The following is a 25338-nucleotide window of genomic DNA, read 5'->3' as shown; positions in this document are numbered from 1 at the left end:
TCCACTATTACAGATATTTAAGAACGGCCATTGTAAGGGATTTTTCATCCTCAACCTATGGCATATACCGGGATGCTGCCGAAAAAATGCCACGGTTCAGCATTATCCGCCAGGTAACACGCGATTATCCTTATATGCCTCAAAAGTGATATTATCCCATGCCAAATTCGCCCGGAACCAGGCCGCGTTAACGCTCTGGCGGTCCGGGTCAGACACGTGATGTTGAGAGAAACAGAATGACCCAGTATCTGGTTGATGAGACCATTGAAGATTACGCCTTTATTCATACCGGTGAAGAGCCGCCCCTGCTGCAGGAACTGATCGATAAAACCAACGAAAATATGGGCTGGCCTCAGAAACTGTCGGGACGTTTAGTGGGCCGAACCCTGAAACTGCTGAGCGCGATCCACCAGCCTAAGGTAGCGCTGGAGATCGGTATGTTTACCGGTTACTCAGCGCTGTCTATCGCTGAAGGGATGCCCGAAGATGGTCGGCTGATCTGCTGTGAAACCAACCCCCGGGCGATAGAGTTTGCTCAGACTTTCTATGACCGCAGCGAACACGGCCATAAAATTGAAGTGATCTTTGGCCGGGCGCTGGAAACCATCGAAAACCTCGACCTGGAACTGGACTTCACCTTTATCGATGCCGATAAGCGTAACTATCTCAACTACTACAACCGGGTAAAAGAGATGACCCGTCCCGGCGGACTGATCATTCTGGACAATGTGCTCTGGTCGGGCAAAGTGGTGCAGCCAGAATCGGAAATCGACGATATTCTGGTGGAAACCAACCGGGTGATCGCTCAGGACCCGGATGTGGAAAACGTCTTCCTGACCGTCAGAGATGGTCTCAACGTTGTCCGCAAAATTCGCTAGAGATGATCCTGGCTAAGCGCCTGACAGATATGTACTCCGTTAAACTGTAGTCGACAGGACACCGTCATATGCGTTTTATCATTCGAGACACCAGCAATGGGTTCCAGATTGAACCCTGCGATAACGAAACGGCCACGCCGCCCGGCGCTGCAGATTACCTTATCGAGGACGCCGACACCCTGCTCAGACGCTATGTAGCAACAGACCGGGATGATCCGCTGTTTGCTACGCTGCAGCAGCTTCGCAGCGCTTTTCTGAAAGATCTGGATGCCATTGAAACCCGGGCGGAGATCTATGGTCTGATTCACTGGCTACTGGATGATAACGGAATCAGTGCTCAGGGCGCCTCTCTGGAAGAAACCGCCGACCGGCTCTGTGATATTGATATTGCCACCGACAGTGACCAGTATACAGATATCATCTTTCATCTGAGGGATGCGGTCGATCGGCTCTATGAGATGGAGTTGGACGATATTTAATCATTAGCATAACTTTGTTAGTAACAGGGTTTCATGTTTTAACAGGGAGGAGTAAATGCGCAAACTGCTGATAGCGACTGCTCTCCTTATCCTACTGATCACCGGTCTCTACGCTGCTCTGCCTGCGATTGCAGAATACAGCGTGCGCCAGGCACTGGCCGGGCAACAGATCAATGCCAGCTTTGAGTTACAAAGACCCGGCCTTAACCGCATCGAGATCAGCAAACTAAAACTGGAAAAGCATACACCCGATACCTCTTTCAGCCTCACCGCCGAAACAATCAGCCTGCGCTTTACCCTCTGGCAGTTATTTAATACCCACCGGGTTAAAAGCCTGACTATCGAAGCGCTGCAACTGGATCTTCAACTTGCGACAGGCTCGGCAGACGCAACCGGGCAACCAGCAGCAACGATCCCGTTGCCAGCTCCCCCACTGCCCTCCTATCTGTTAAGTCAGATACCCGCCGACAGCGTTGAGCTGGCACATTACAGCGTCAGCATCAGCAGCCCTGATTCAAACAACTTTCTGCCGCTGATTTTTTCCGGCAACCTGTCAACCGATCGAGACCGGCTCACCATAAGCGTTGAGCAGATCGAAAATGCACCGCAGCTCACAGTGAAACTGATCGCAGATCATCAGGACAAAGGCCAGCTGACTCTGTTCACCCGAGAGAATACGGCCATTGAAACGCAGTTTTCACTAGCATATCAGAACCCTCTGCTCAGCGTTCGCAGCGAAACAATCCTCTATCCGGAACAACTTCAGACGTTGCTACAACAGCCGCTGTTAAGCGCGCTGCCCGGGCTCTCCAACATCACCGCTCTGCCGGAGATATCCGGCACGGTTAGCGCTACCGGCCGTAGCGAAATCCCGCTGAACAGCCGTTTCAGTGCGGCCCGTCACCAATACCGGTTAACCAGCCAGGTTTCCCTGCAGCAACCGCTGCCCGAACTGGCACAACTGGATATACAGCAGAACTCAGACCTGACACTGGATAACGGTGAACTGGCACTGACGATAGAGAGCTTATCTGTCAGCGGTAAACAGTTTGCAACCCTGGGAAAGCAGACCGGTGCGCCAATAGTCAGCAGCGCCGCTATTCAGGCTGAGCTGGTTAACCCACTGCAACTTAAGAGCTCAGTGGAAAAGCTCAGACAAGCCGGTATTAGCGCCCTCGACCTTCCCCGGACCGATCTGCGTCTCAGGTTGCAACCGGTCACGATTAAAACACCCGGACAAGCGGATATGCAGATCAGCACCACACCGCTATCGCTGTCACTCTCTGAGATCAGCATCAATGAGCAACGCTTACAGGCCGAGCTGCACGCTGCCAGAATAGAGGGGAGCTATGACAACCACCTCCTGCCTCAGATCCGACTCCACAACCGTGCTGCAATCAGCCCGGATTCAATCATCAACCGTTTCACCCTCAACGTACAGGATCACCTGCTGGCCAGCGATACACAGATAAGTGGATCAACCACCACTCAGTGGGTAAACAACCACACCACCGGTTACTGGAAAACGGCGGTGCCCCTCAAAGGTATCGAAAAACTGCTGCGCCGTTTCAGCAAAGAGATCCCTCCGGAACTGGTATTCACCGCGGGCACCCTGCGGCAGCGGGGCTGGCTGGACCTGGCTAACAACAGCATCGCACTACGGATGTTAAACCGGACAGAAAAAGCCAGTCTCAGTTTCGATCAGACCCATCTCTACGAGATCGATTGGAATTCAGAAACGGTTAAGAACCATAGGGGTAAATTAGAGGATACCGGTCAGCTGAAGATTGCCTTTATCGATGTGGGTGTGCCACTGCAAAACTTCTCCGGACGTTACCGCTTTGAACAAAGCCCGGCGGGCCGACAGTCGGCACAACTAAACAGTAGCACTGTCGAGCTACTCGGTGGTACGGTGACTACCCTGCCGGTGAAACTGTCACTGGATAATCCCGATTTCACAACAGCAGTAGCAGTCACCGGAATCGACCTGGCGCAGCTGATCGCTCTGGAACAGCAGGAGGGACTGACCGGCAGCGGCACCCTCAATGGCCAGATGCCGATCCGGTTCAGTGAGGGCAAGCTGACCATTGAGGGAGGACAGGTTTTCAGCACCCCGGCAGGAGGCTGGATCAGATTCGAACCACCGGCGGAGTTTCTGGCCCTGACCAAGACAACTCCTACGCTGGAAATCGCGTTTGATGCGCTGCGTAATATGCGCTACGAGCGTCTGGGAATTGAACTGGATTACCAACCGGATGGGGAAGCCCTGCTGAAAACCCATCTAAAGGGACACAACCCGGACTGGAACCGGGGACAGCCAGTGGACTTTACAATTAATATTGAGGAAAACATTCCTAAATTGCTACAAGCCCTTCAATTTACAGACAAATTGACGAAAACACTGGAAAAGCGATACCGTTAACAAATGACATTCAGGCAGGGCTGCCACAACGGCATCATGAACATGCTTTACTATTGACGGAGAACAGCATATGTATATGCCAAAAACACTACAATCGCTGACATTGTGCAGTCTGATGCTGATGCTGGCGGCCTGTACACCAACAGTGCAGGTCGCCGTTCCCAATGAGCCTATCACCATCAACCTCAATGTTAAGATAAAACACGAGATACTGGTTAAGGTCGATAAAGAGATCGATAATCTGTTAGAAGAAAACAGCGAACTATTCTGAGGAGCAGCACAATGAAGCAGATAAAAAATATCCTGACATTCGCGACCCTGCTGCTGAGTCTGGTAATCACCCCCGCTGCCTGGGCGATCAGCCTGGATGACGCCAAGCGCCAAGGACTGGTTGGTGAACAACTCAACGGCTATCTGGGCGCCGTAAAAAGTACCCCGGAGGTCAATACGCTGGTTAAAACCATTAACAACAAGCGCCGGGAAGCCTACGCCGAAACCGCCCGGAACGCTGGCGTTGAAGTTAATATTATTGAACTGCGTATTGGTGAACGGCTGATTCAACGGACACCGGCGGGTCAGTATGTTCAAACCCCTAACGGACAATGGTCTAAAAAATAAACTTTAGATGAACAGGACTATAATGTGAGCACCGTTGGAGTATCAGGTAAGCCCTCATATCGTTCAAATAACACACTCGGCTTCTTCATCTGCGTCATTAGTCTCGCCGTTGCAGAGGTCTATATTGAACCGTTAATCGCTCAGAGTAACTGCGCGCTGTGTTCCGTCGTTCGCATCATACTGTTGCTGATGGCCGGACTGTTTCTGATCGGATTTCTGGTCAACCGGAGTTTCTACTTTCAGCGATTGCTGGCGACACTCCACCTGCTGTTGATAACCGCAGGCCTGGTGACCATTGTGCGCAGCCTGTTTGCCGATAGCAGCACTGTTGCTGACAGTTGCCAGCTGAGCACCTCAGCACTGCTGGAAAAAGGCAGTCTCAACGCGCTGCTCACTACATTTAACAATGCTGGTATCTGCCCCGTGCCTGACTGGCAACTCTATCAGCTGAGCGTGGCCCACCTGTCACTTATTATCCTGCTGTTTCTGCTGCTGATCGTCTGGAAAATCATGATTAAAAAAGCCCAGAGAAACCTGTTCTTCTGATGAAAAAAACTGCCGTAATACTGACCGCAGGGCTGACACTGTCAGCCCCCCTGCTGGCGGAATCAACAGAGCCGCTATCGAGGGAACAGAAAGCCCTGCTCGGCAGTGAATCAAATCCGGGAACCTTCAACTTCTATCTGGAAAACGACCTGTTTGCCGATACTGACCAGCAGTACACCAACGGCATCCGTTTATCATGGACTTCACCGGACCTGAGCAGCTATCTCGATGATAAAAGTCTGCCGGTATGGGTCAGGCGCTATAACCGCTATATTACCGCGCCGCTGGGTTTGTTTGACGATACGCCGCTGAAACAGGATGAGATCGTTCGCAACCTGGTGGTTACTCTGGGGCAGCAGATGTTTACCCCGAAAGATAGCAAGCGCACGACGATTGATCCTGATGACCGGCCCTATGCCGGCTGGCTCTATCTGGGTATGGGTTATCACCTGAAGCATAAGCAACGAATGGATTCTGCCATTATGAATATCGGTCTTATCGGTCCGGCATCACTGGCAAAGGAAGCACAGGATTTAGTTCACGATGTCCGCGGTATCGAAAAGTTTGACGGCTGGGATAACCAACTGAGTAATGAACTGGGGCTGCAACTGGTCTATGAGCGCAAATACCGTATGCCGGTCCAGCGCATCAAAGGCGACCTCGAATACGATGTAATCTGGCATGGCGGTGCCAGTCTGGGCAACGTTGCCACCTATATGAATGCCGGGGCCGAACTGCGCCTTGGCTGGTCGCTGCCGGATGATTTCGGCACGTCATCCCTGCGCCCCGGGGGCGATAACAGCGCGCCCGGCAGTCAGGACCCTCGCACCCAGAAAACCACCGGCTACAGCCGCGACCAGAACTTCGGTCTGCACGGGTTTATGGCCATCGATGGTCGCTGGGTATTGCGGGATATCTTCCTCGACGGCAATACCTTCAGCAACAGCCATTCGGTGGATAAAAATAATCTGGTAGGTGATATCACCCTCGGCGCAAGTATGCTGATAGAAGACTGGAAAATTTCCTACTCCCGGGTGTTCCGCAGTCAGGAGTTTGATACTCAGAATGAAACCCACAGCTTCGGCTCTGTTTCGGTATCTTATAGTTTTTAAAAACTATTTAGAAAATCACCACAGAGCACACAGAAAACACCGAGAAAAGCTTCTCTCTTTTAATAACGCATTCCTCTGGGCGCTTAGCATGCCCTTTGGGCTCTGTGTCCCCGGTGGTAAATCGCTTCTTTATCAGATTTCAGAAATAAAAAAGCCGGATCAACTGACCCGGCAAATAAAGAAGGTGATCTTAATCAGAACGACTGTGTCACCCGGATCCAGGCACTGCGGCCCGGCTCAGTCACCTGATAGCTGGTGCCTGTTGTGACATCACCCCTGCTTTCATGCACGGTGTAAGCCTTATCCGTGAGGTTATCCACACCCGCGATCAGGCTTAAACCACGATTAAACGCATACTGCGCGTGCATATTTACAACGCCATAGCCCGGGGTCTTGCGCACATCCTGACCGCCACAGTTAGCACTGCCACTGAGACAGATATCATTCTGACCGGCGACCAGTTGCCACTCAACGCCCATTGTCAGGCGATCTTTCTGATAATCCAGCGAGCTATTCAGCTCAAGCGGCGCAATACGTGACAGAGAGGTCTCATCATCAAGATTGTTACCCACCGTCCAGGCCAGTGAGCTGCCCAGTTGCCAGTTTTCATTCAGGGGATACGCTGCTTCCAGCTCCGCTCCATATAACTCGGCACTGACATTGCGATAGATATCCCGGCTCTTCATACCCGCCGCAACAGTTTGCTGCACAATGTAATCGTCCACCCGGTTATACCAGCCGGTAGCAGACCAGTTAACGCTATCCAGGTCGCCCTGCAGACTGATCTCCAGCTGATGGTGTTTTTCCGGTGCCAGTTCCGGGTTACCGATCCAGTCACCGCTCATGGTAAAGCGGGCCATATAACGTTCAGTGGCATCGGCGGTGCGCACACTGCGTGACAGTGTCGTTTCAACGCTGTACTGATCATTCAGACGGTGAGTCCAGCTGGCAAAACCTCCCAGGTTATGCTCAGTCCGCTCTTCACCAGCACCGGCCTCGGCTCCGGCCAGTTGCCAGATATCATCCGAGCTATAGGCTGGCATGCCCGCAGTCTCGTCTCTGCGGGTGGCTTCAGCTTTTATCAGGTCATAGCGCAGGCCGCCTTTAACAATATCATCGGCTCCGAGGACTTTTTCGCCTTCAGCAAACAGCCCCGTCTGCTTAATCTCTGCGCCTGGCCACATGATCCGCTGGGTAACACCCGCGGCATTCTGCAGCTCAGCATTACGCTCATTATTCTGGAGATCCATACCAAACGTCCAGTCGACGTCAGCCGCCCGGGCATCAAAGATCAACCTGCCCCCTTGCGTATCAGATGTTGAAGGAGCCTGCATCTGCATCATTCCGGCAGGACGCAGGCTGTAGTTATCCATGTTGTGCTTCACATCAGCGTTATACAGCTCCAGCTGCATCTGCTGCAAAACGCCCTGCTCAAACTCGTGGGTCAGTTTAAAACGGGTGGTGTCGGCATCGGCATAGGGTGAATCCATACCCGCACCGGCGAACAACACATCGTCCTCCTCCTGTGTCTCATAGCTGACCTCGATGGTGGTCAGATCGGTCAGGCGATACCCCGCCAGCAGCGATTTTGACAGGCTTTCAAAGGATGAACGGACCTCATTGCCATCACCGTCCTTGTAGTTATCTGCTTCGGTTTTATGGCCAATAACACGGATATAACCCTGATCAGATCCAGCGGCAACATCGGCCCCCAGCTCATAGCGGTCACCATTTCCGTGATAACTGACACTCAGTTCACCGCTATAGCCTTTAGCATCGAATGCGGGCCATTCTCGCTCGAACAACACCGTCCCTCCCGGGCCTCCGCCCCCATAGACGACGGTGCGATTGCCTTTAATTACCGTCACACTGTCATAGCTGTCGACCGTACTATAAGAGGTTGGCGGGTCCATCCGGTTGGGACATCCGCCATGGATATAAGCGCCATCCAGCAAAATATTCAGCTGAGTCTGACTCAGCCCCCGGATGACCGGATCGATCGCCCGCCCGCCCATGCGAATACCGGATATGCCACTAAGACTCTGCAGCAGTTCACCGCCATCGGTAACAGGCGATGCCTGTACTGCAGCGGTCTCACTCTGCAGGGTATTTTCAACCTGAGGCAGGCCCGACGTGATCTCAATGACCAGAGGTTTATCATCATGTCCGGCAAATGCCGGTGCGGAAATAGCGGCAGCAATCGCCAGCGATAACGTTGTTTTGATCATACAGGGGTCCCTAGAAAGGCAGTTATAAACTTGGCGCTATTGTAAATTCACTGCCTGCAGCTGGGGTGTGACCGGATGCCGCACACCGGTGTGTCATATTGCCGCATTCAGCTTTACTGTTCCGTAGCGGAAACCGGCCTGACACTATCGGCGCATCTGTTTCCAATAATGGAATATCGACTATTTTTTAATACATCAGCGGGCCAAAAAGCTGTATGATACGCGACCAAATCAGAGAGGCGGCTTCGCTTAAACTGAGCAAGGCTTGAATAAAGCAGGGCTCGGATAACGTGACGCCAATTAAGCCTCCATAGACGTTTTATACTTTTTTATTTACATACCTACTTTCAATTTTGATCTTCGCAGGACACACACCATGAGCGCAGATAACATCCAATCCCTGGCACAGCTGGAACAGACTGATGCATTTATTGGCCGCCATATCGGCCCAAACACCGAAGAGCAACTGTCTATGCTGGCCGAACTGGGACTGGAATCCCTTGATCAGCTGATAGAGCAGACCGTGCCCGGCAGTATTCAGCTGAAGCAGCCGATCAATCTGGACGAATGCCGTACCGAGGAAGATGTACTGGCAGAGCTGAAACAGATCGCCTCAAAGAACATTATCAATCGCTCCATGATCGGTATGGGTTACACCGATACCATCGTGCCCAATGTTATCCTGCGTAACGTGCTGGAAAATCCCGGCTGGTATACCGCCTATACACCCTATCAGCCTGAGGTCGCTCAGGGACGTCTTGAAGCACTGCTGAACTATCAGCAGATGGTACTTGATCTCACCGGCCTGGATCTGGCCAACGCTTCACTACTGGATGAAGCCACCGCAGCCGCCGAAGCGATGACACTGTGTAAGCGGATGTCCAAGGCGCGTAAAGCCAACGCCTTTCTGGTGGATGAGAACCTGCACCCACAGAGTATCAGCGTCATTCAGACCCGCGCCGAGCCGCTGGGCTACGAAGTAATTGTCGGTGATCTGGATACCCTGATTGATGAGCATGAACCGTTTGGTGTGATCGCTCAGTATCCAGGCACCTATGGCCATGTTAAAGACCTGTCAGAACTGATCGAAAAAACCCACGATAAGAAAGCGCTGTTCTGCGCCGCTGCCGATATTATGAGCCTGGTGATGCTGAAATCACCGGGCGAGCTGGGTGCCGATGTGGTATTCGGTTCTGCTCAGCGTTTCGGTGTACCGATGGGCTTCGGTGGTCCACACGCGGCCTTCTTTGCGACCCGCGATGAATACAAGCGCTCGGTCCCCGGCCGTATTATCGGCGTCTCGGTCGACACTCGCGGTAATCAGGCGTTGCGGATGGCAATGCAAACCCGCGAGCAACATATCCGTCGTGAGAAAGCCACCTCTAACATCTGTACTGCGCAGGTGCTGCTGGCCAACATGGCCGGATTCTACGCCACCTACCATGGCCCTGAGGGTTTGAAAACGATCGCTGGCCGCATCCACCGCATGGCCGATATTCTGGCTGCAGGTCTGGTTAGCGAAGGCGTTAAACTGGTTAACACCACCTGGTTCGATACGATTACCCTGGATCTCGGTGAGCAGCGTGATATCGCCTATGAAGCTGCGCTGACACTGGGGATCAACCTGCGTAAAGTCGGTACTGATCAACTGGGCATCACCTGCGATGAGAAGACCTGCCGTCAGGATATCCTGGATCTGTGGCAGGCGATTCTGGGCGCAGACAACAGCCTGGATCTGGAGGCTATCGATGCGCAACTGGTGGCAAACGGTTCTGCATCGATCCCGGCTGAACTGGTGCGCACCTCTGCGATTCTGAGTCATCCGGTGTTCAACACTCACCACAGTGAAACCGAGATGCTGCGCTACCTGAAGCGTCTGGAAAACAAAGATATCTCGCTGACCCATGCGATGATCGCGCTGGGCTCCTGCACCATGAAGCTGAACGCCACTGCCGAGATGATTCCGGTCAGCTGGCCTGAGTTTGCCAACCTGCACCCCTTCGCACCGATTGATCAGGCGGCTGGCTACAGCGAAATGATCAACTCGCTGGAACAGATGCTGATTGCGATCACCGGTTTCGATGCGATCTGCATGCAGCCTAACTCCGGTGCTCAGGGCGAATACGCCGGTCTGCTGGCGATCCGCAACTTCCATATCGCCAACAGCGATGATCACCGCAACATCTGCCTGATTCCAAGCTCTGCTCACGGTACCAACCCCGCCTCTGCCGCACTGGCAGATATGAAGGTGGTGATCGTCAGCTGCGATGACAAAGGCAACGTCGATATGGCCGATATGCGGGCCAAAGCTGAACTGCATGCCGACAACCTGGCCTGTCTGATGATCACCTACCCGTCGACTCACGGGGTGTACGAAGAGAGCATCCGCGAAATCTGCGAGATCATCCACCAGCACGGTGGTCAGGTGTATATGGATGGCGCCAACATGAATGCCCAGGTGGCGATCAGCCAGCCGGGTGAAATCGGTGCTGATGTATCCCACCTAAACCTGCACAAGACCTTCTGTATTCCCCATGGTGGCGGCGGCCCGGGTATGGGTCCTATCGGTATCAAAGCGCACCTGGCACCGTTCGTAGCCAACCACCCGGTACAGAAAATTGATGGCCCGAAAGCGGATAACGGCGCCGTATCTGCAGCCCCCTGGGGCAGCGCCAGCATCCTGCCAATCACCTGGGTCTATATCGCCCTGATGGGTCAGTCAGGACTGCGCAAAGCCACAGAAGTCGCGATCCTGAATGCCAACTACATGGCCAAGAAACTGGGTGAACACTTCCCGGTGCTCTACACCGGCCGTAACGACAAAGTCGCGCATGAGTGCATCATCGACCTGCGCCCGCTGAAAGAGATCACCGGTATCTCTGAAGAGGATGTGGCCAAGCGTCTGATGGACTATGGCTTCCACGCACCGACCATGTCATTCCCGGTGGCCGGCACGCTGATGATCGAGCCAACTGAGTCCGAGCCGCTGTGCGAACTGGACCGTTTCATCGAAGCGATGGCGGCTATCCGTCAGGAGATCGCCGATGTTGAAGCCGGTATTCTGGATGCCGAAAAGAACCCGCTGAAAGGCGCACCCCACACACTGGAAGACCTGATCGATCCGAACTGGGATCGTCCCTACTCCCCGGTACTGGGCGCCTTCCCGCTGGCATCCGTTAAAGCCAACAAGTTCTGGCCAACGGTTAACCGCATCGACAACGTATACGGCGACCGCAACCTGTTCTGCGCCTGCCCGTCGATTGAGAGCTACTCTGAAGAGTGAGTTTTTTGTCTATTAACAATTAAATCTGTGACACGCTGAATTAAGTTTGTGACAAGAGTTTAAACCAAACGGGCCCACGGCCCGTTTTTTTTGTGAACTTGATTAAAGATATAACCTGGCAGGCTTAGCGATGTATTTGATCACTCAAAAAGGCTGTTACCTCTGTTCAATCATAAAGACATCAAAGAACTTTGTAAGCTCCTCGTGTGCCGTGACGGGTAAGATAGAAGCGATATGCTGATCAGGCCTCACAATCACCACACAGCCCGCGGAGCGGTCAATGCCGCGCAGGTCATAGATGTCATTGCTTGCTTCAGCGTGGAATACCTTTTCATAGTCCCGCAGGCCGTACTTTCCTTTTGCAGGCCACAGGTAGTCATGCAGATCGTGCATCGCCAAATCCTGTTGTTGGAATACAGCATAGGTGTCAAAGACCGAGTCGATATCGGCACCCTTCGGTGTGTATTTATGCACAGGTGAAGACTCATCGTTAGCCAGGAAATCGATGAATTGATACGCCGCTGACGAGGGATCAGTGGGGGTTTGCATGTCGCCAAACAGGAAAATACGCCAGCGACCATCCGCTTTTACCAGGTGCCCCAGATGCTGGCTTCTGCCGTCAGCCACGCGAGTCGCTTCAGCCGAGTGGAAACGTTGACCAATGTTAAAGCCGGTGGCCAGATGTTGGTTTTCCTGACCTGTGCAGATGTACGACGGGTAATATTCGATCGATGTCCCGGCGACAAAACCGCTTTGTCGCTTCATAAAGGCTTCTATCTTGGCCGTGTCGACTTTTGCCTGCTCAGAGTCATCGCCTGCGGTTGGCCGGGTGGCGACCAGCCTGGATAGCTCACGGTCGGCGTCGATCAACTGCTGTGCAACTTTACGCCGTTCCGTACAGTAGGTACTCAGCAACTTGGGACGGCTTCTGCCCTGGAGAACAGCAGCTAGCTTCCAGCCCAGATTAAAGGTGTCAGGCAATGAAGTGTTCAAGCCCCAGCCGCCTTTAGGGCTGTGCGTGTGACAGGCGTCGCCGGCAACAAACCCACGGGGAATGATATCCTCAGAACTGCCTGCCGGTCGGTTGTCAAAGCGCTCGGCAATGCGTTGGCCCACCTCATAGATTGACCACCAGGCCACTTCTTTCACATCCAATGTGTAAGGGTGAAAAATCTTCTGGGCTTTTGCGATGATATCTTGCTCGTTCAATTTCATATCCGCTGCGCGCTTGTCTTTGCCGAGCAGATCCAGCTCTACATAGAACCGACACAGGTAGCCACCCTCGCGAGGGATAGTCATGACAGCGCCGTGGTCTTTGGATTGGATAAAGCTCTTAACGCGGATGTCCGGGAAATCCGTGATCAGCAAAATATCCATGACGCCCCACGCTTTGTTGGCGGAATCGCCTTGTAGAGCGATGTTCATGCCTTTGCGAACCTTGCTTCTGGCGCCATCGCAGCCCACGATATAACGCGCTTTAACCGTTTCAGTCTTTCCAGCTCCCGCGTCGTCGGTTCTCTTGAAAGTTGCTGTTATGGGATAGGCATCAAGATCCTGGGTGAGGTTATCGTCAATATTCATCTCAACCAATTCACGGCTGTAATGAGGGCTAAGGTGGGTGACCGACCTTTCCATACCATCAACCAGCAGCTCATGCAGGCGCGCCTGGTTAACAATCCCGTGTGTAAACTCTGAAAGCCCCGCCCGGGCATCGGCGATCTTGTGCGTGAGCTTGATGTTTTCGGGATTGTCCTCGTCCGGCTCCCAGAATGTGTTTTGTTTCAGCTGGTAGGTCTCTTTCACCACCATTTCGCTACTGTTAAAAGCCTCCATGATCTCCATGGTGCGACAGGAGATACCGTCCGCACGCCCAAACAGCAAGGGGCCGGATGCCATGTCAACAATACATGTTTTAATATCTTTGAACTCGGACAACTGCCGCGCCATAGTCAAACCCGCAGGACCGGTACCGATGATCAGGACATCTACTTCATTAGGCAGATCCACAATCGGTGGGTCGGGGTAAGGCTCTCTAGCCTCATCGGGAACCTGGTAATTGCCGGGTTTGAACCCATTCAGATGATATTGCATTACGCGACCCTCCAGACTAATGATCCTGCTGTTGATGCATTTAATAGTAGTTAATATGTCAATATAGTTCAGAGAATGCGACACAATATCAGCTAATGGCCAGATCGCCGCTGTGCAGCTAGGGCTCGCTTTACTCGCAGTGGCTAGAACAATGAGCAAGCTCATCTCGCTAGTAGCTAGACTTTGGCTACGCCAACTTGCTCGAAAGAGCTTATTAAAAGCGGTATGGCTGGTTTTTCAAAAAACCGCTTTTGGCAAACAGAAGACATTAGGAAGGACTTTCCAAGTCGTGACACTCAGTTTTTCTAGCTCCTCCAAAGCGATCATTCTCAGGAGTAACACGGTTGGACTCTTATCGACCCAGCGGATATTTCTGAACTTCAATGAAGTGCAATGAGGGTATGGAAAAGAGAATTTTACGCGTTTTCGGTTTAAAAATAGGAAAAATTCTTAGTCGAACATTTTCGAGTCTTAACTATCCTTGTATGGTGTAATTATTTATTGGGCGGGGAGATAAGCTAAACCTCTTATTGCATTATTTATGGTGGTGAAGAGCTGTTCTTTGCTGACACCTACTTTAGCTGCTACGCTTCAATACGACTTAATAGTACGTGCTTGAAATTATTGTTCTTAATCTCAAGGAAAAGATATGACTTCTAAGAAGATTGTTTCGAGGCAACACTGTCTAATAATTTTAGAGGCTATATTTCATTTTTTTTCTTGTTTAAACCATTTTTGTAATCAGAAAAAAAAATATACAAGCATTACGTGGTTACTTTTTTTCCTTTTTTTTTCGATGGATAGCTATAGCAATAGCAATAACGACTCTGGTGGTAAGCAAGGGTTTAAAATTACGTCGGTTAATCTTGTTGAGGTTGCCTACGCTTACGCAATTATAGATATTGAAATATTTGTAAGTGAAACTGAAAATATTAAGAAATATTTATCAGCCGATATCTTTGCGCCCAGCATAGCAAGTGGAAGCTTATCATTACATGACCTTAAGTACGGTTTTAATAAAATAAGACTGCAAATCAACCGTTCTCGATTTTCTGCTATTGAGATCGAAACCGAGACCCATGACATAACAATGCGAGTGAACCTTCGCGGAGCTGGTAACTTTTCAATTAAGGGTAAAAAATTATTTATAAAATGGCCAGGATCGGAGTATGTACACAAGCTTCTGGATAACTATCCTGGCCATGCAAATGGCTTTAACAGTGTAAGAGAAATCGTTATCAGCAGTGCCTTACCCGAAAGGCATGAAATATACAAAGCACTGCTTAAAGGGGGGGTTCCTATTGAAAAAATAAGATTTAAAAATTTTTCTCGCGCATCCTATGGCATAGGCTCCAGAGGAATTATGCAAATGTCCGAGGTTCGAAAAATCATATCTGCCGCTATTACAAATTCGAAAGAGCAATTTAATTTTATAAGCATGCCGATGATGATAGATAATTCAATTGTGATCGGAGAAAATGACCCACGCCAGAAACAGATACCAAACGGCCTGTACAATCAACTTTTGACTACTTCAATGTCTGATGCTGAGTTTTTGAATACTATTGCTATAAAATTCAAAACGCCTGAAGAGGAAGTTGACAGTATATACCGAGAAGCTCGAAGCCTTATTGACTCCGGGAAAGATAATTCATTAAAAAAGGCGAAAATCCTGCTCGATGAGCTTGTGGCTGTAGCGCCTGACTTTCCACAAGCTTACCTTGAACTTGCCCGATTTTATATGAAAAGAAACCCTGGAGAAATTGAAGATCCCAATTCAACCACTTTGATACGTGCCGAGAGAAATATACTTATAGCTAAGAATCTTGATCCGGACATGGCGGATGTTTACGTGTTACTTGGATATGTATTTACTAATCAGTTGCGCTATAAGGAAGCAGAAGCTGCATACAACAGAGCAGAGAAAATTGGTACTAATAATTTATGGCTATATGCAAACCGAGCTTTGAATTTCGAAAAGCAGGATATGATTGAAGAGGCAGCCGTTGAATATAAAAAAGTAATCAGAGCACCGCTTTCAACTGGACCTGGCAGTAATAGATATCACCCGAAAGACTTGAGTTACCGGCGCATGTTTCAAATTTATAGTACCAATAAACAGTTTAAAGAAATCGACGATCTTTACCAACGTTACTCTTTGGACTTCCCTTGGGAGCCTTGTACTTTCCTGTGGCGGGCCGAAATAAAGCTTATCCATTTAAACGATGCACAAGGGGCCATTGACAACTATCTTGCCGCTAAAAGCAAGGGTTGTAGAAAGGATACATCCATTATCTCTGTGGCGTATTTTAAAAAGTGGGCGAATCTGAAAGAGAAAAATGCTGATCAGATGGTTATACAACAGACTCTGCGGCAGGCCCAAGGGACGGCACCTAGTGATGCAGAACTGTTTTTCACCCTGGCGTCTTCGGCACATACCGCTGAACTTATTCCAGCCATAGTGCAGGAGGGCTATAGTATCGATTTACCCGATAAATCGACGCAAACCGCTCTAATGAAGTCTTTGCAGCAGGCCGACCTGGTAATCATTGAAAGACTGCTAAGCAATGGCGCCAATCCTAATTTTCTGCCTCATGAAAATATTCCTCCCCCACTGGCTATAGCTGTCTATCTAAAAAACAAAGCACTTGTGGAGTTACTGTTAAAGTATGGCGCAGACCCTTCTGAAAAAGTTCCTGGTGGTATCAGCATCATGAAATGGGCTGAAATGAACGATTACAAAGAGTTTCTACCCATATTGAAGGAAAGAGCCGGAAGTAGTATCTAATTGTGAAATTCAGAGAGGTTGTTCACAACTCGGTTGTATAGAAAGCTGTTAGTTGCGAAATCAATAACCCTTTAAACTGAGGAGCGACCCGAGCAATGTAGCCTGTGCCAGGCCCATCAGAAAGTAGCTCGGATACGTTGGACGACTCTTCCCGGTGTTATCGGCTAGACAATCTATTTTGACCGGCGCATATGGGCCAATTCCCTCCGAAGGGCAACGATGATGGTATAGCACATCAATAGCATCAGGATAGAGAACGGAATAGCCGTTGCTGTGACCCCAGCCTAAAGTGCCGACAGCCCGCCACCCATCAGCAACACGACAGCAATCAAGCCCTCGACGGCTGCCCAGAATATACGTTGCGGCCGGGGAGCATCTATTTTTCCGCCTGCCGTAATGGTATCGACGACCAGAGAACCGATACTGATGATCCCTCTCGGCAACTTCAAGTTCGTACACGCGCCGGGCGACCCCGATCAGCTGTTTAACTTGAGCAACGATCCACAGGAGCTCACTAACCTGGCCGACAGCCTGGTACACTCAGAGATGGTCGCGGCTCTGCGCCAGGAAATCGCCGATCAGGTGCACGAAGATGTACTGTGGAGCCAGCGTCGCCGTCGCCTCGTCGCCCGTTCACTGATGAAGGGCAAAATCACCTCCTGGGATTTCCAACCGATGGTCGATGCCAGTCAACAGTAAATGCGCTATACAATCGATCTGAATGATCTTGAGGCTCGCTCACGCTTCCCGCGTGTCAGCGACTAACAGGGTGTTGATGAAATAACTACCGGGGTGAAGCTATTCCGCCCGGAGCCAACATTCAGTCGGATCAAGCAAGCCACCGAAGTGGGGATTTAGCCCTGCTGGCTATCGGTGGCTAAGGTGTGACCCGCTTTCTCAGGCGGAACCCCCTGAATGATGAGTTCGCGACCCAGATACCCAAAGCGACAATACCGAAACCGATCCAGTCCACTGAAGCAGGTACCTGATCAAACAGGGGCCAGGCAATCAGTGCAGCTGCAACGGGAACGCCATAGAAGACGCTGGCAACCTGGCTGGCGCTGTTTTTCAGTAACAGAATATATAGCAGCGTGAGCGCACCGATCGAGACACCCACAGACATCCAAAAAATAGCGATCAGCAGATCCGGATGCCAGATCAACTCACCCGTTTCAAATAACGCACCCAGAATAAGCATCAGAGGCAGGGTTGCTAACACCTGCACTGCTCCCCCACTGATTAAGTTCATATCAGCACAATGCTTTTTCTGTATCAGCTGTCCAAGCGTCAGACCTGATAATGACAGCACCGCCCAGCTCAGATTCAACCAGGTTATCCCTTCAACGGCCAAACCATCAGCCACAACGAGTGCAACCCCAACCATGCCAAAAGCCAGACCAATCCAGCGTTGCTTCAATACCCGCTCCCCCAGATAAGGCCCGGCCAGCACAGTGACTAATAAGGGTTGCAATGCAATGATCAGCGCACTGACGGCCGGCTTCATACCAAGATACAGGGCATAGAAAACACCCACAGAGAAGACCCCTTGCATCAGTAAACCACTCAGTAGCAACCATCCGGGTCTTCGGGGCCATTTCACACCCAGCAAAAATGCCGCAGCAATCAACAACGCACCCGCCAGAGCAAAGCGCATTGCTAAAAAAGTAAACGGTTCGCTATATAGCAAACCCAGCTTCGCACCGACAAATCCAGATCCATAAATCAGTACAAACAGAAAAGACAACAGAACGGACTGAACCGATTGATTATGCATGATGATTCGCTCCTTACAGCCAGATGACGGTACGATTAACTCCACACTTTACATACCAGTAGGTACAAATGTAATATCAAAAAAAACTCACCCCTAAAGCACGTTTTAACCTCTCAATAATTTCTTCCGATTAATTAAGCCTTTGAGACGCCAGTAAACCAATAAAGCTTTCACAGGCGTCATTAACTGCCTGATCCTGGGATACGGCCCGACCATAAACGAAGCCCCCTTGAACAATACTCAGGGTCGCCGTCGCCAATCCCTCAGGCTGACAACCCGCAGACAGTTTCCCTTCATTCCGTGCATCAGTGTATAACGCACTCAAACGTTGCTGCAAAGCTCCAAAATAGCGTTGTAGGGGTGCCTGAAGTTCAGAATCTATCACCGAGGGATCTTGTACAATCCGACCGATACGACACCCTGTCAGGGCATGACGCGGCATCCGCAGATAAGCACTCACTTTATCCAGCCAGTCCCCTTGCGTGGTTGCAATCACGGTATCAAACTCTGTAATCAACTCATCCGCCCGTGCTTCCATCGCAGCAATCGCCAGACTCTTTTTACTTTTAAAGTGGTGATAAAAACTGCCTTTACCCACACCACTGCGCTCGAGCACATGATTCGGGCTGGTTGCGTCATAACCGCGCTCCCAGAGCAATTGCTTCATCGTATCGACTAACAGATCGCGCGTGGTTGTCATAGAAAACCTGTAATCCTGTGAATAACTATAAACATACTAGTAGGTACAGAAAAGTAATTCAAGAGAATAAGTGAAAGGCTATCTCTGAGTGAGCCTTTACTATGTTTGATGACTCTATTTAAAAGCGATGCATCACTAAAAGGGCAGAAAAGAGATAATTTATCACTCTGATCCAAATGCCATAACTGCTGCTTGAAAGCCTGTAGCGCATCCAACCTTAGTACCTTTTTAATAGTCTGAGAAACATACTTTGGTATCTCGACTCTTCCTCTTGTCCTGCTCCTGCTCTATACATGGGATAAAAAAAGAGGAGAGAACCATGTCCCTACTATCCACTCTGAAATCACTTTTTACGCCCCTGCCCGAGGGTGCGATTCGTTATAAAGGCTATACCATTTTAGCGACCCCGGAAGAAGATCGCGGTGTATACCGGCTCAGTGGTGTGATCACCAAAAAAGGGCAACAGAAAAACTTTACTCTGGTTGACCAGGTTCTGGACCAGAACCTGAGTGTAGAACGCTGGCAGCAACACGCAAAAGCCTTTATTGATCAGAAAAAACAGTACACACTGATCTGATAATCAAAAAAGGGCCTTCATAGTGTAAGGCCCTTGTGTAAGGTCCTTGTGTAAGGTCCTTTAGCTAAGTGAAACAGTTGATAGCGCTCTGTAATGTTTCCTGGCCGCTGCGTTACAGTCACCACCAAAAAGTTCTCACCAATTGTCGGCCGCATCGGTGGTCCGCCCTTTTTTAGCAAGAGCTGAAATCAAAAGTTAAGCAAAGAGCCGCTCCAGCAACATCGCAACAAGCTTATGTCAGGAATAACAGCCTGATCCCAGTGGGCTTTATGATTGATTTCCGCCTGCAACAGCTGTAATGGATCCATTGGTTTGTTGCATAAGAGCGATGGGTTAACGCTTATACTCTACGGTGTATTGTCTTCTGAAGTGGGAGATCTAAACACCTCGTTAAAGCAGGTTATCTACTCTTAAGTTGGTGTCTGACAAATCGGGGTAAAACCATTAATTATCTGAAGAGTCTATGTTTGCTTACCCAACGCGGGTTGATCAGCTTTTGCTTTACCTACCGATACCGGTTAACGGCCAATCTTCCATTTAACACCCCGCATAGTCATCTTTAATCCAACGCTGATGTTTGGTCAGATACTTCGATGGGCATAAGTCATTCAGAGGATGAATTATCTCGCAAGCTGAAGCGCTTAATTACAGGCGCTCTAATCATTAGCTATAGGCGAAAAAAAGCCCGGCGAATCTGGCCAGGCTATTTCGTCACAGGCAGTGTTCTTACCTCCCTAAAGGTGCCTTATCGCTAACTCAACCAAGCATTTTCAGACTCTCGTCCATCGCGTTGATAAAGAAATCTACCTCCTCTTTACCCCACCCCAGTGATGGGCGAATTTTGAGGGTGCCGGGGAGGGATTTACCGATCATAACGTTGCGTTGGATCATCTCTTTGATCAACTGCTCAGTCTCTTCTGCCGCTGGCGTGCGTTCCTTCCGGCAATTCACCAGCTCAATACCCACCAACATACCGCGACCGCGGACGTCGCCGATCAGAGAGTGTTTCTCAGCCAACTGGCGGAGTCCTGCACGTAACTGATCGCCAATGTCGTTGGATTTCTGCACCAGTTTTTCACGTTCGATTACGTCAAGCACCGCCATCCCTGCGGCACAGGCAACGGTATTGCCACCAAACGTACTGAACAGAAGTGGATGGGTGCCACCAATGAACTGTTTCATCATCTCGCTGGAGAGAATCACTACACCTAGCGGGTGGCCGTTAGCGACTGGCTTGCCCATGGTAATGAAGTCCACCTTTTCCGGGTTTAGCCCAGCGCCCATGAATCCCCAGAATGTGCCCATTCGTCCAAGACCTGCCTGCACCTCATCGGCGATAACATAGCCACCGGCAGCGTGGGTCTTATCGGCCACGCGGTCAAAGTAACTGTCGGGCGGCGTGATCACACCATGGGCACACATGGCCGTATCGAGCATCAGCACGGCGGGCTTAAATCCACGGCGGGCTAACGCGTCTATGGCGCGGTCAGCATCTGCCGAGTAAAGGGCAGCGGCCTCGGGGCGGTCAGCGTATGGACCATTGTACATATCCGGCTCTATCAGGCACTCGATCTGTTTCGGATGCAGAGCTTCGGGCAGGTGCTGCCATGATTCAGGAGAATATTTTGTCGTCAGCTCGGTACAGCCATGATAGGCGTTATCAAGGACCAACCCGCCTTGATGGCCGCTTAAAGACTGCGCGATCTGTACGGCGAGATCGTTGGCTTCGCTGCCAGAATTAACAAAGATGCAGGTGTCCAGATGCTCGGGGAGATCTTTAGTCAGTCGTGCCGCGTAGTCAGCCACAATGTCACACATATAGCGTGTATTTGTATTCAATGCCTCGGCCTGACGAGCGATGGCTTTGACGATATGGGGGTGGCAATGGCCCATCTGTGGCACGTTATTGTAGGCATCAAGGTAGGCGGTGCCATCCGCGCTGTACATCCAGCCGCCCTGAGCCCGCGTGATGTGGAGTGGTTGATCATAAAAGTGCCAGATTTTGCCCAGATGCTGTTCGCGGTGTTGAACCAACGCTTCCTGATGGTTTGAAAACGGCTGTCCATTATTATCGATCGGGCTGTAAACAGGGAAACGCAAGGCGTCACGCAGTCGACGGGTTACAGTCTCTTGCCCCATTTCGTTGAGTTTGAAGAGCATCTTCGTAAAGAAGCGGTCTTCCAGGTGCGTGCCGGCCTCTGGGTCGTTGAGCTTGCGGAAGTTGATGATGAGGGAGGCCATCGCCAGTCGCAGACGCATGACATCAAACAATAGATCAACCTCCTGCCCGGTGAGCGGGTAGGCGCTGTCATATCCCTGGGCAACATGCAGCAAGGGGCGGATAGGATCTTCCTCGCCTTCGGCGTACGTCTCCGAGATGGTGACGATCTCTGCCAGAATGCTGTTAAAGGCGACGTCCCCAAAATCCAGAATCGCTGCGATTTGAGTTGGGTCGTCATGACTGACCATTACATTGGCGTCGTTAGCGTCCTGATGGACCAGTTGACAGCGAGTTCTCTTCAGAGCGGGTAGCGTGTGCTGCTCAGCTTTATCCAGGGTGGAGGTCAGCAGATCGCGCAGCTCCCCCTCTGGCAGGCCGGGAAGCATGTCCCGTAATTGCAGACAATGCCCCAGGTCCCACAGATGCTGGTTACTGTCCGCATAGGGGTGATAAAAACTTTGTAGCGCCGCGTTCATCCGTCCCATGGTGGCACCGATGTTAAAGTAGTACTCATCGCAATAGGCTTCTGGTGTATCTTCCACAACACGCCCATCCATAAACGCAATCAGGCGGATCATATGCCGCTCACCACTCAGATCCGAGGTGATCCACTCGTAGGCGTTGCCTTGCCGGGTCGCAATAACAGGAGGAACGACCAGCGTAGGCTCTTGCTCAAGGATATGCTCGACCGCCTTGATCTGGAGGTCAACGATGCCTTCAGGCTCCTGAGCGTTGGAAATTTTGATAACCCCCTGCGGCCCTTCTTCGTTACGAACCAGCCAGGCAAGATCACGTTCGCTGTTCAGTGCAGTGAAGCACCCTTCCAGTCCATACAGTTCCCGGACCAGAGATTTTATCTGTGACAGTTCAAACTGAGGCGGATTTCGGTTAGCCAGAGATGAGTGTTTCGTCATGTTGTTATCCTTTCAAGAATAGGTATTCGCTGTTTGCCTGGCCCGTCTCAGACCATTGAGACTATTCTGAGATGATAAAGAAAGGAAGAAAATAACCCCTGTGACGTAATTTACAGAGGGCAAACGCGGAAAAATACCCTGCAGAGGGTATACCTCTTTGGCTCGGAGAGATTCAGACTTTCAGCAGTGTATGGAAGGTTGTGTTGCGCGGCGAGCGGGAGCCCGGCTGCTAGCCCAACAGACCCCTTTGTTTGGTTTCCACAAAAACAATACGAGATCAGTTATGAATGCGACGATTGAAGCAATGCTGGAAAAATACAATGTAACGCCACAGACCCGTGCCTTTATTGAAGCAGGCCACCAGAAGATGTTTATTGACGGTCAGTTCGTCGATAGCGAGGATGGGACAACGCTGAATGTTGAGGACCCTTCCAATGGTACACACTTGCTGACAGTGCCCAGAGCGACCCTGGGCGATTTGGACCGGGCCGTCGCAGCAGCCAATCGCGCATTCCGTAGCGGCCCATGGGCAGAGATGAAACCGAATGAACGTCAGGCGCTATTATTCCGCATGGCCGATGCGATGGAAGCTCACGCCCAGACCCTGGCAGAACTGGAAGCGATTGACGCGGGAAAAGCGATCAGCGGTTGCCAGGAAGTGGATATTGCCGGGTCGATTGACTTTCTGCGTTACATGGCCGGTTGGGCAACTAAGATTGAAGGCCATACCCGCAATGTCTCCTGTCCGGGTGAAGCGTTTGGTTTTACCCTGAAAGAACCTATTGGCGTTGTCGGTGCCATTGTTCCATGGAACTGGCCACTGAATATGGCGATCTGGAAAATGTGTGCCCCACTGGCGGTAGGTTGCACTATCGTACTGAAACCCGCAGAAATCACGCCGATGAGCATTATCTATCTGATGAAGATCTGGCAGGAAGCTGGATTGCCGGATGGTGTGATTAATATCGTTATCGGTACAGGTGTCGGAATTGGCAGCCCGCTGGCCAGTCATCCGGGAATCAATAAAGTGTCCTTCACCGGGTCAACTCCTGTTGGCAAGCTGGTGGGTAAAGCGGCTTTGGAGAACATGAATCCTGCAACGCTGGAGCTGGGGGGTAAATCTGCGATGATCGCCTTTGATGATGCCAAGCTAGAGGATATCGTCACGGGGACACTGCAATCCGTCTTCTTCAACTCGGGTCAGACCTGTTCTGCAGGATCGCGCCTTTACGTTCAACGCGGTCTGTATGACCAGGCCGTTACTGCGGTGGCAAAAGCGGCCAACGAAATGGTGATTGGCGACCCGCTTGATACGAGCATTACACAAGGACCACAGATTAGCCGTGGCCAGCTTGATAAGATACTGAACTATATTGAATCGGGTAAAGCCGAAGGCGCCCGACTCGTATGTGGCGGTGAGCAGGCAGATCGCCCGGGCTACTACATGCAGGCGACCGTATTTGCAGATTGCGACAACTCAATGAAGATCGTTCGCGAAGAGATTTTCGGCCCGGTGCTCGCGGTCATTCCTTTTGATACAGAAGAGGAAGCCGTGCGCTTAGCGAACGATTCTGATTATGGTCTGACGGCCTCGGTCTTTACCCAGGATGTCAGCCGGGCACATCGAATAGTTAAGAAAATGGAAGCCGGTACGGTCTTTGTTAACACCCATGATGCGATGGATTCTTCTCTGCCGTTTGGTGGTTACAAGCAGTCGGGTATCGGCCGTGATCTGGGACCTGAGCAACTGGAGCACTTCCTACAGGTAAAAACAGTGATCATGCAGTTATAATAAGTTATTCGTTGCCGGGGAAGCTTGTATGTCCTGTAACGTATAGTGGCAGGACAGACAAGTGAGGTACTGATGAGCAGAACAATACACCCGACAGCCTTGACGATGATCGCCCGGTTGTCCAACAGTCTGACCCAGCTCGTTCCACAGATCGGTAGTGATGATTTTCCTCAGTTACTGATCGAGGTTATCAAGCAATTGGTTCCTGCCGATGAGATGACACTGATTCTATTCGAGGATAAGCCGGAATTTCTGGTGTCGGAAAAGACCGAGAAAATAGGTAATCAGTCAATTGATATGTATCTTGCGGGAGCCTACTTGCTGGACCCGTTTTACCGCGCGAGTGTCGAGCTGAAACAAAGCCAGTTTTTCACCTACGGTGAGCTGGTCCCCGACGGGTTTCGTCAGAGCGAGTTTTACAAGCAGTATCTGGTTAAGATCGGACTCGAAGATGAGTGTGGATACCTGATTATCTTCCCAGGGGGACAGTTTCTGCATCTGAGTATTGGGCACGGCGTAGGTAGTACGGCCCGCTTAAGCCGTTCAGAACGGCAACTGCTTGAAACACTGACGCCCCTCATCGATATGTTATGTCAGCAACACTGGGGCGACCAGCTGTCGAAACCCCTCAATCGTCAGTTAGATCAGGCACTGGCCAATTTCGGCTCATCAAAACTGACGGAACGGGAGTGTGCCGTTATCCGTATGGTATTACAGGGATATTCCCCGGCTTCCATTGCCGACAAGTTGTTTATCTCACCGGGAACCGTGCGGGTTCACTTGCGCAACAGCTACCGAAAGCTTGATATCGGCTCTCAGGTTGATCTGCATAATCTGTTCATGGGGGCTTTGATGCGGTTTGAACAATATGAGGGCGGCGATCCGCTAGAGGGCTTTTTCTGATAGCCACCGCTT

General features: G+C 50.9%; 18 protein-coding genes and 1 pseudogene. 13 read left to right on the top strand and 6 right to left on the bottom strand.

Features of this window, described 5'->3' with window-relative positions:
* The first annotated feature begins 236 nt into the window (after positions 1-236).
* The 7 genes from KDX31_03295 to KDX31_03265 all read left to right on the top strand — a co-directional run bounded on the left by KDX31_03295 (position 237) and on the right by KDX31_03265 (position 6055).
* Positions 237-878 carry a class I SAM-dependent methyltransferase gene (locus tag KDX31_03295; protein ID UTW04057.1) on the top strand — a complete coding sequence of 214 codons (642 nt, stop codon included), beginning with the start codon at positions 237-239 and terminating at the stop codon, positions 876-878.
* 68 nt (positions 879-946) lie between these two features.
* A complete protein-coding gene (locus KDX31_03290; protein UTW04056.1) occupies positions 947-1357 on the top strand; it encodes a hypothetical protein in 411 nt (136 codons plus the stop codon).
* Positions 1358-1412: 55 nt separating this feature from the next.
* Positions 1413-3779 (top strand): YdbH domain-containing protein, encoded by a 2367-nt coding sequence (locus tag KDX31_03285; protein ID UTW04055.1) that lies wholly within the window; start codon positions 1413-1415, stop codon positions 3777-3779.
* 70 nt (positions 3780-3849) lie between these two features.
* Complete coding sequence (locus KDX31_03280) at positions 3850-4050, top strand: YnbE family lipoprotein (protein ID UTW04054.1); 201 nt, start codon at positions 3850-3852, stop codon at positions 4048-4050.
* Positions 4051-4061: 11 nt separating this feature from the next.
* Positions 4062-4397: a YdbL family protein gene (locus tag KDX31_03275; GenBank protein ID UTW04053.1), complete on the top strand. Its 336-nt coding sequence runs from the start codon at positions 4062-4064 to the stop codon at positions 4395-4397.
* Positions 4398-4421: 24 nt separating this feature from the next.
* The gene (locus KDX31_03270) at positions 4422-4943 is read left to right on the top strand and encodes a disulfide bond formation protein B (GenBank protein ID UTW04052.1); all 522 of its coding nucleotides are present in this window, start codon (positions 4422-4424) and stop codon (positions 4941-4943) included.
* Complete coding sequence (locus KDX31_03265; GenBank protein ID UTW04051.1) at positions 4943-6055, top strand: lipid A deacylase LpxR family protein; 1113 nt, start codon at positions 4943-4945, stop codon at positions 6053-6055. The genes KDX31_03270 and KDX31_03265 overlap by 1 nt, the downstream gene beginning before the upstream one ends.
* A gap of 194 nt (positions 6056-6249) precedes the next feature.
* Here KDX31_03265 and KDX31_03260 read toward each other — a convergent pair whose 3' ends face one another.
* Positions 6250-8283, bottom strand: coding sequence for a TonB-dependent copper receptor (locus KDX31_03260; protein ID UTW04050.1), 2034 nt, complete (start codon positions 8281-8283; stop codon positions 6250-6252).
* 376 nt (positions 8284-8659) lie between these two features.
* On the opposite strand from KDX31_03260, the gene gcvP reads away from it, so the two are divergent.
* A complete protein-coding gene (gene gcvP / locus KDX31_03255; protein UTW04049.1) occupies positions 8660-11566 on the top strand; it encodes an aminomethyl-transferring glycine dehydrogenase in 2907 nt (968 codons plus the stop codon).
* A gap of 156 nt (positions 11567-11722) precedes the next feature.
* On the opposite strand, the gene KDX31_03250 is transcribed toward gcvP, so the two are convergent.
* Positions 11723-13657, bottom strand: coding sequence for an FAD-dependent monooxygenase (locus KDX31_03250; GenBank protein UTW04048.1), 1935 nt, complete (start codon positions 13655-13657; stop codon positions 11723-11725).
* Positions 13658-14306: 649 nt separating this feature from the next.
* On the opposite strand from KDX31_03250, the gene KDX31_03245 reads away from it, so the two are divergent.
* Positions 14307-16445, top strand: coding sequence for a hypothetical protein (locus tag KDX31_03245; GenBank protein UTW04047.1), 2139 nt, complete (start codon positions 14307-14309; stop codon positions 16443-16445).
* A 173-nt stretch (positions 16446-16618) separates the two neighbouring features.
* Here the strand turns inward: KDX31_03245 and KDX31_03240 are convergent.
* Positions 16619-16864 (bottom strand): annotated as a pseudogene (locus KDX31_03240) (BCCT family transporter).
* Between KDX31_03240 and KDX31_03235 the strand changes: the two are divergent.
* Positions 16842-17144, top strand: a complete 303-nt coding sequence (locus KDX31_03235) for a hypothetical protein (protein UTW04046.1) — start codon at positions 16842-16844, stop codon at positions 17142-17144. The pseudogene KDX31_03240 and the gene KDX31_03235 sit on opposite strands and share 23 nt — an antisense overlap.
* Before the next feature lie 178 nt (positions 17145-17322).
* Here KDX31_03235 and KDX31_03230 read toward each other — a convergent pair whose 3' ends face one another.
* Complete coding sequence (locus KDX31_03230) at positions 17323-18219, bottom strand: DMT family transporter (protein UTW04045.1); 897 nt, start codon at positions 18217-18219, stop codon at positions 17323-17325.
* Positions 18220-18349: 130 nt separating this feature from the next.
* A complete protein-coding gene (locus KDX31_03225) occupies positions 18350-18919 on the bottom strand; it encodes a TetR/AcrR family transcriptional regulator (protein ID UTW04044.1) in 570 nt (189 codons plus the stop codon).
* A gap of 319 nt (positions 18920-19238) precedes the next feature.
* On the opposite strand from KDX31_03225, the gene KDX31_03220 reads away from it, so the two are divergent.
* On the top strand, positions 19239-19496 hold the full coding sequence (locus tag KDX31_03220) for a hypothetical protein (protein UTW04043.1): 258 nt from the start codon (positions 19239-19241) through the stop codon (positions 19494-19496).
* 756 nt (positions 19497-20252) lie between these two features.
* Here KDX31_03220 and KDX31_03215 read toward each other — a convergent pair.
* Positions 20253-22631, bottom strand: coding sequence for an aminotransferase class III-fold pyridoxal phosphate-dependent enzyme (locus KDX31_03215; GenBank protein ID UTW04042.1), 2379 nt, complete (start codon positions 22629-22631; stop codon positions 20253-20255).
* Between the two features lie 283 nt (positions 22632-22914).
* Here KDX31_03215 and KDX31_03210 point away from each other — a divergent pair, with 283 nt between their 5' ends.
* Positions 22915-24423, top strand: coding sequence for an aldehyde dehydrogenase family protein (locus KDX31_03210; protein ID UTW04041.1), 1509 nt, complete (start codon positions 22915-22917; stop codon positions 24421-24423).
* A gap of 72 nt (positions 24424-24495) precedes the next feature.
* The gene (locus tag KDX31_03205) at positions 24496-25326 is read left to right on the top strand and encodes a hypothetical protein (GenBank protein UTW04040.1); all 831 of its coding nucleotides are present in this window, start codon (positions 24496-24498) and stop codon (positions 25324-25326) included.
* The last annotated feature ends 12 nt before the right edge of the window (positions 25327-25338 follow it).

Origin of the sequence: Amphritea atlantica (genome assembly GCA_024397875.1) — a bacterium.
Taxonomy (GTDB): Bacteria; Pseudomonadota; Gammaproteobacteria; order Pseudomonadales; family Balneatricaceae; genus Amphritea; species Amphritea atlantica_B.
Note: the sequence above shows the minus strand (reverse complement) of the source record. Positions and strands in the feature narration are given on the sequence as shown.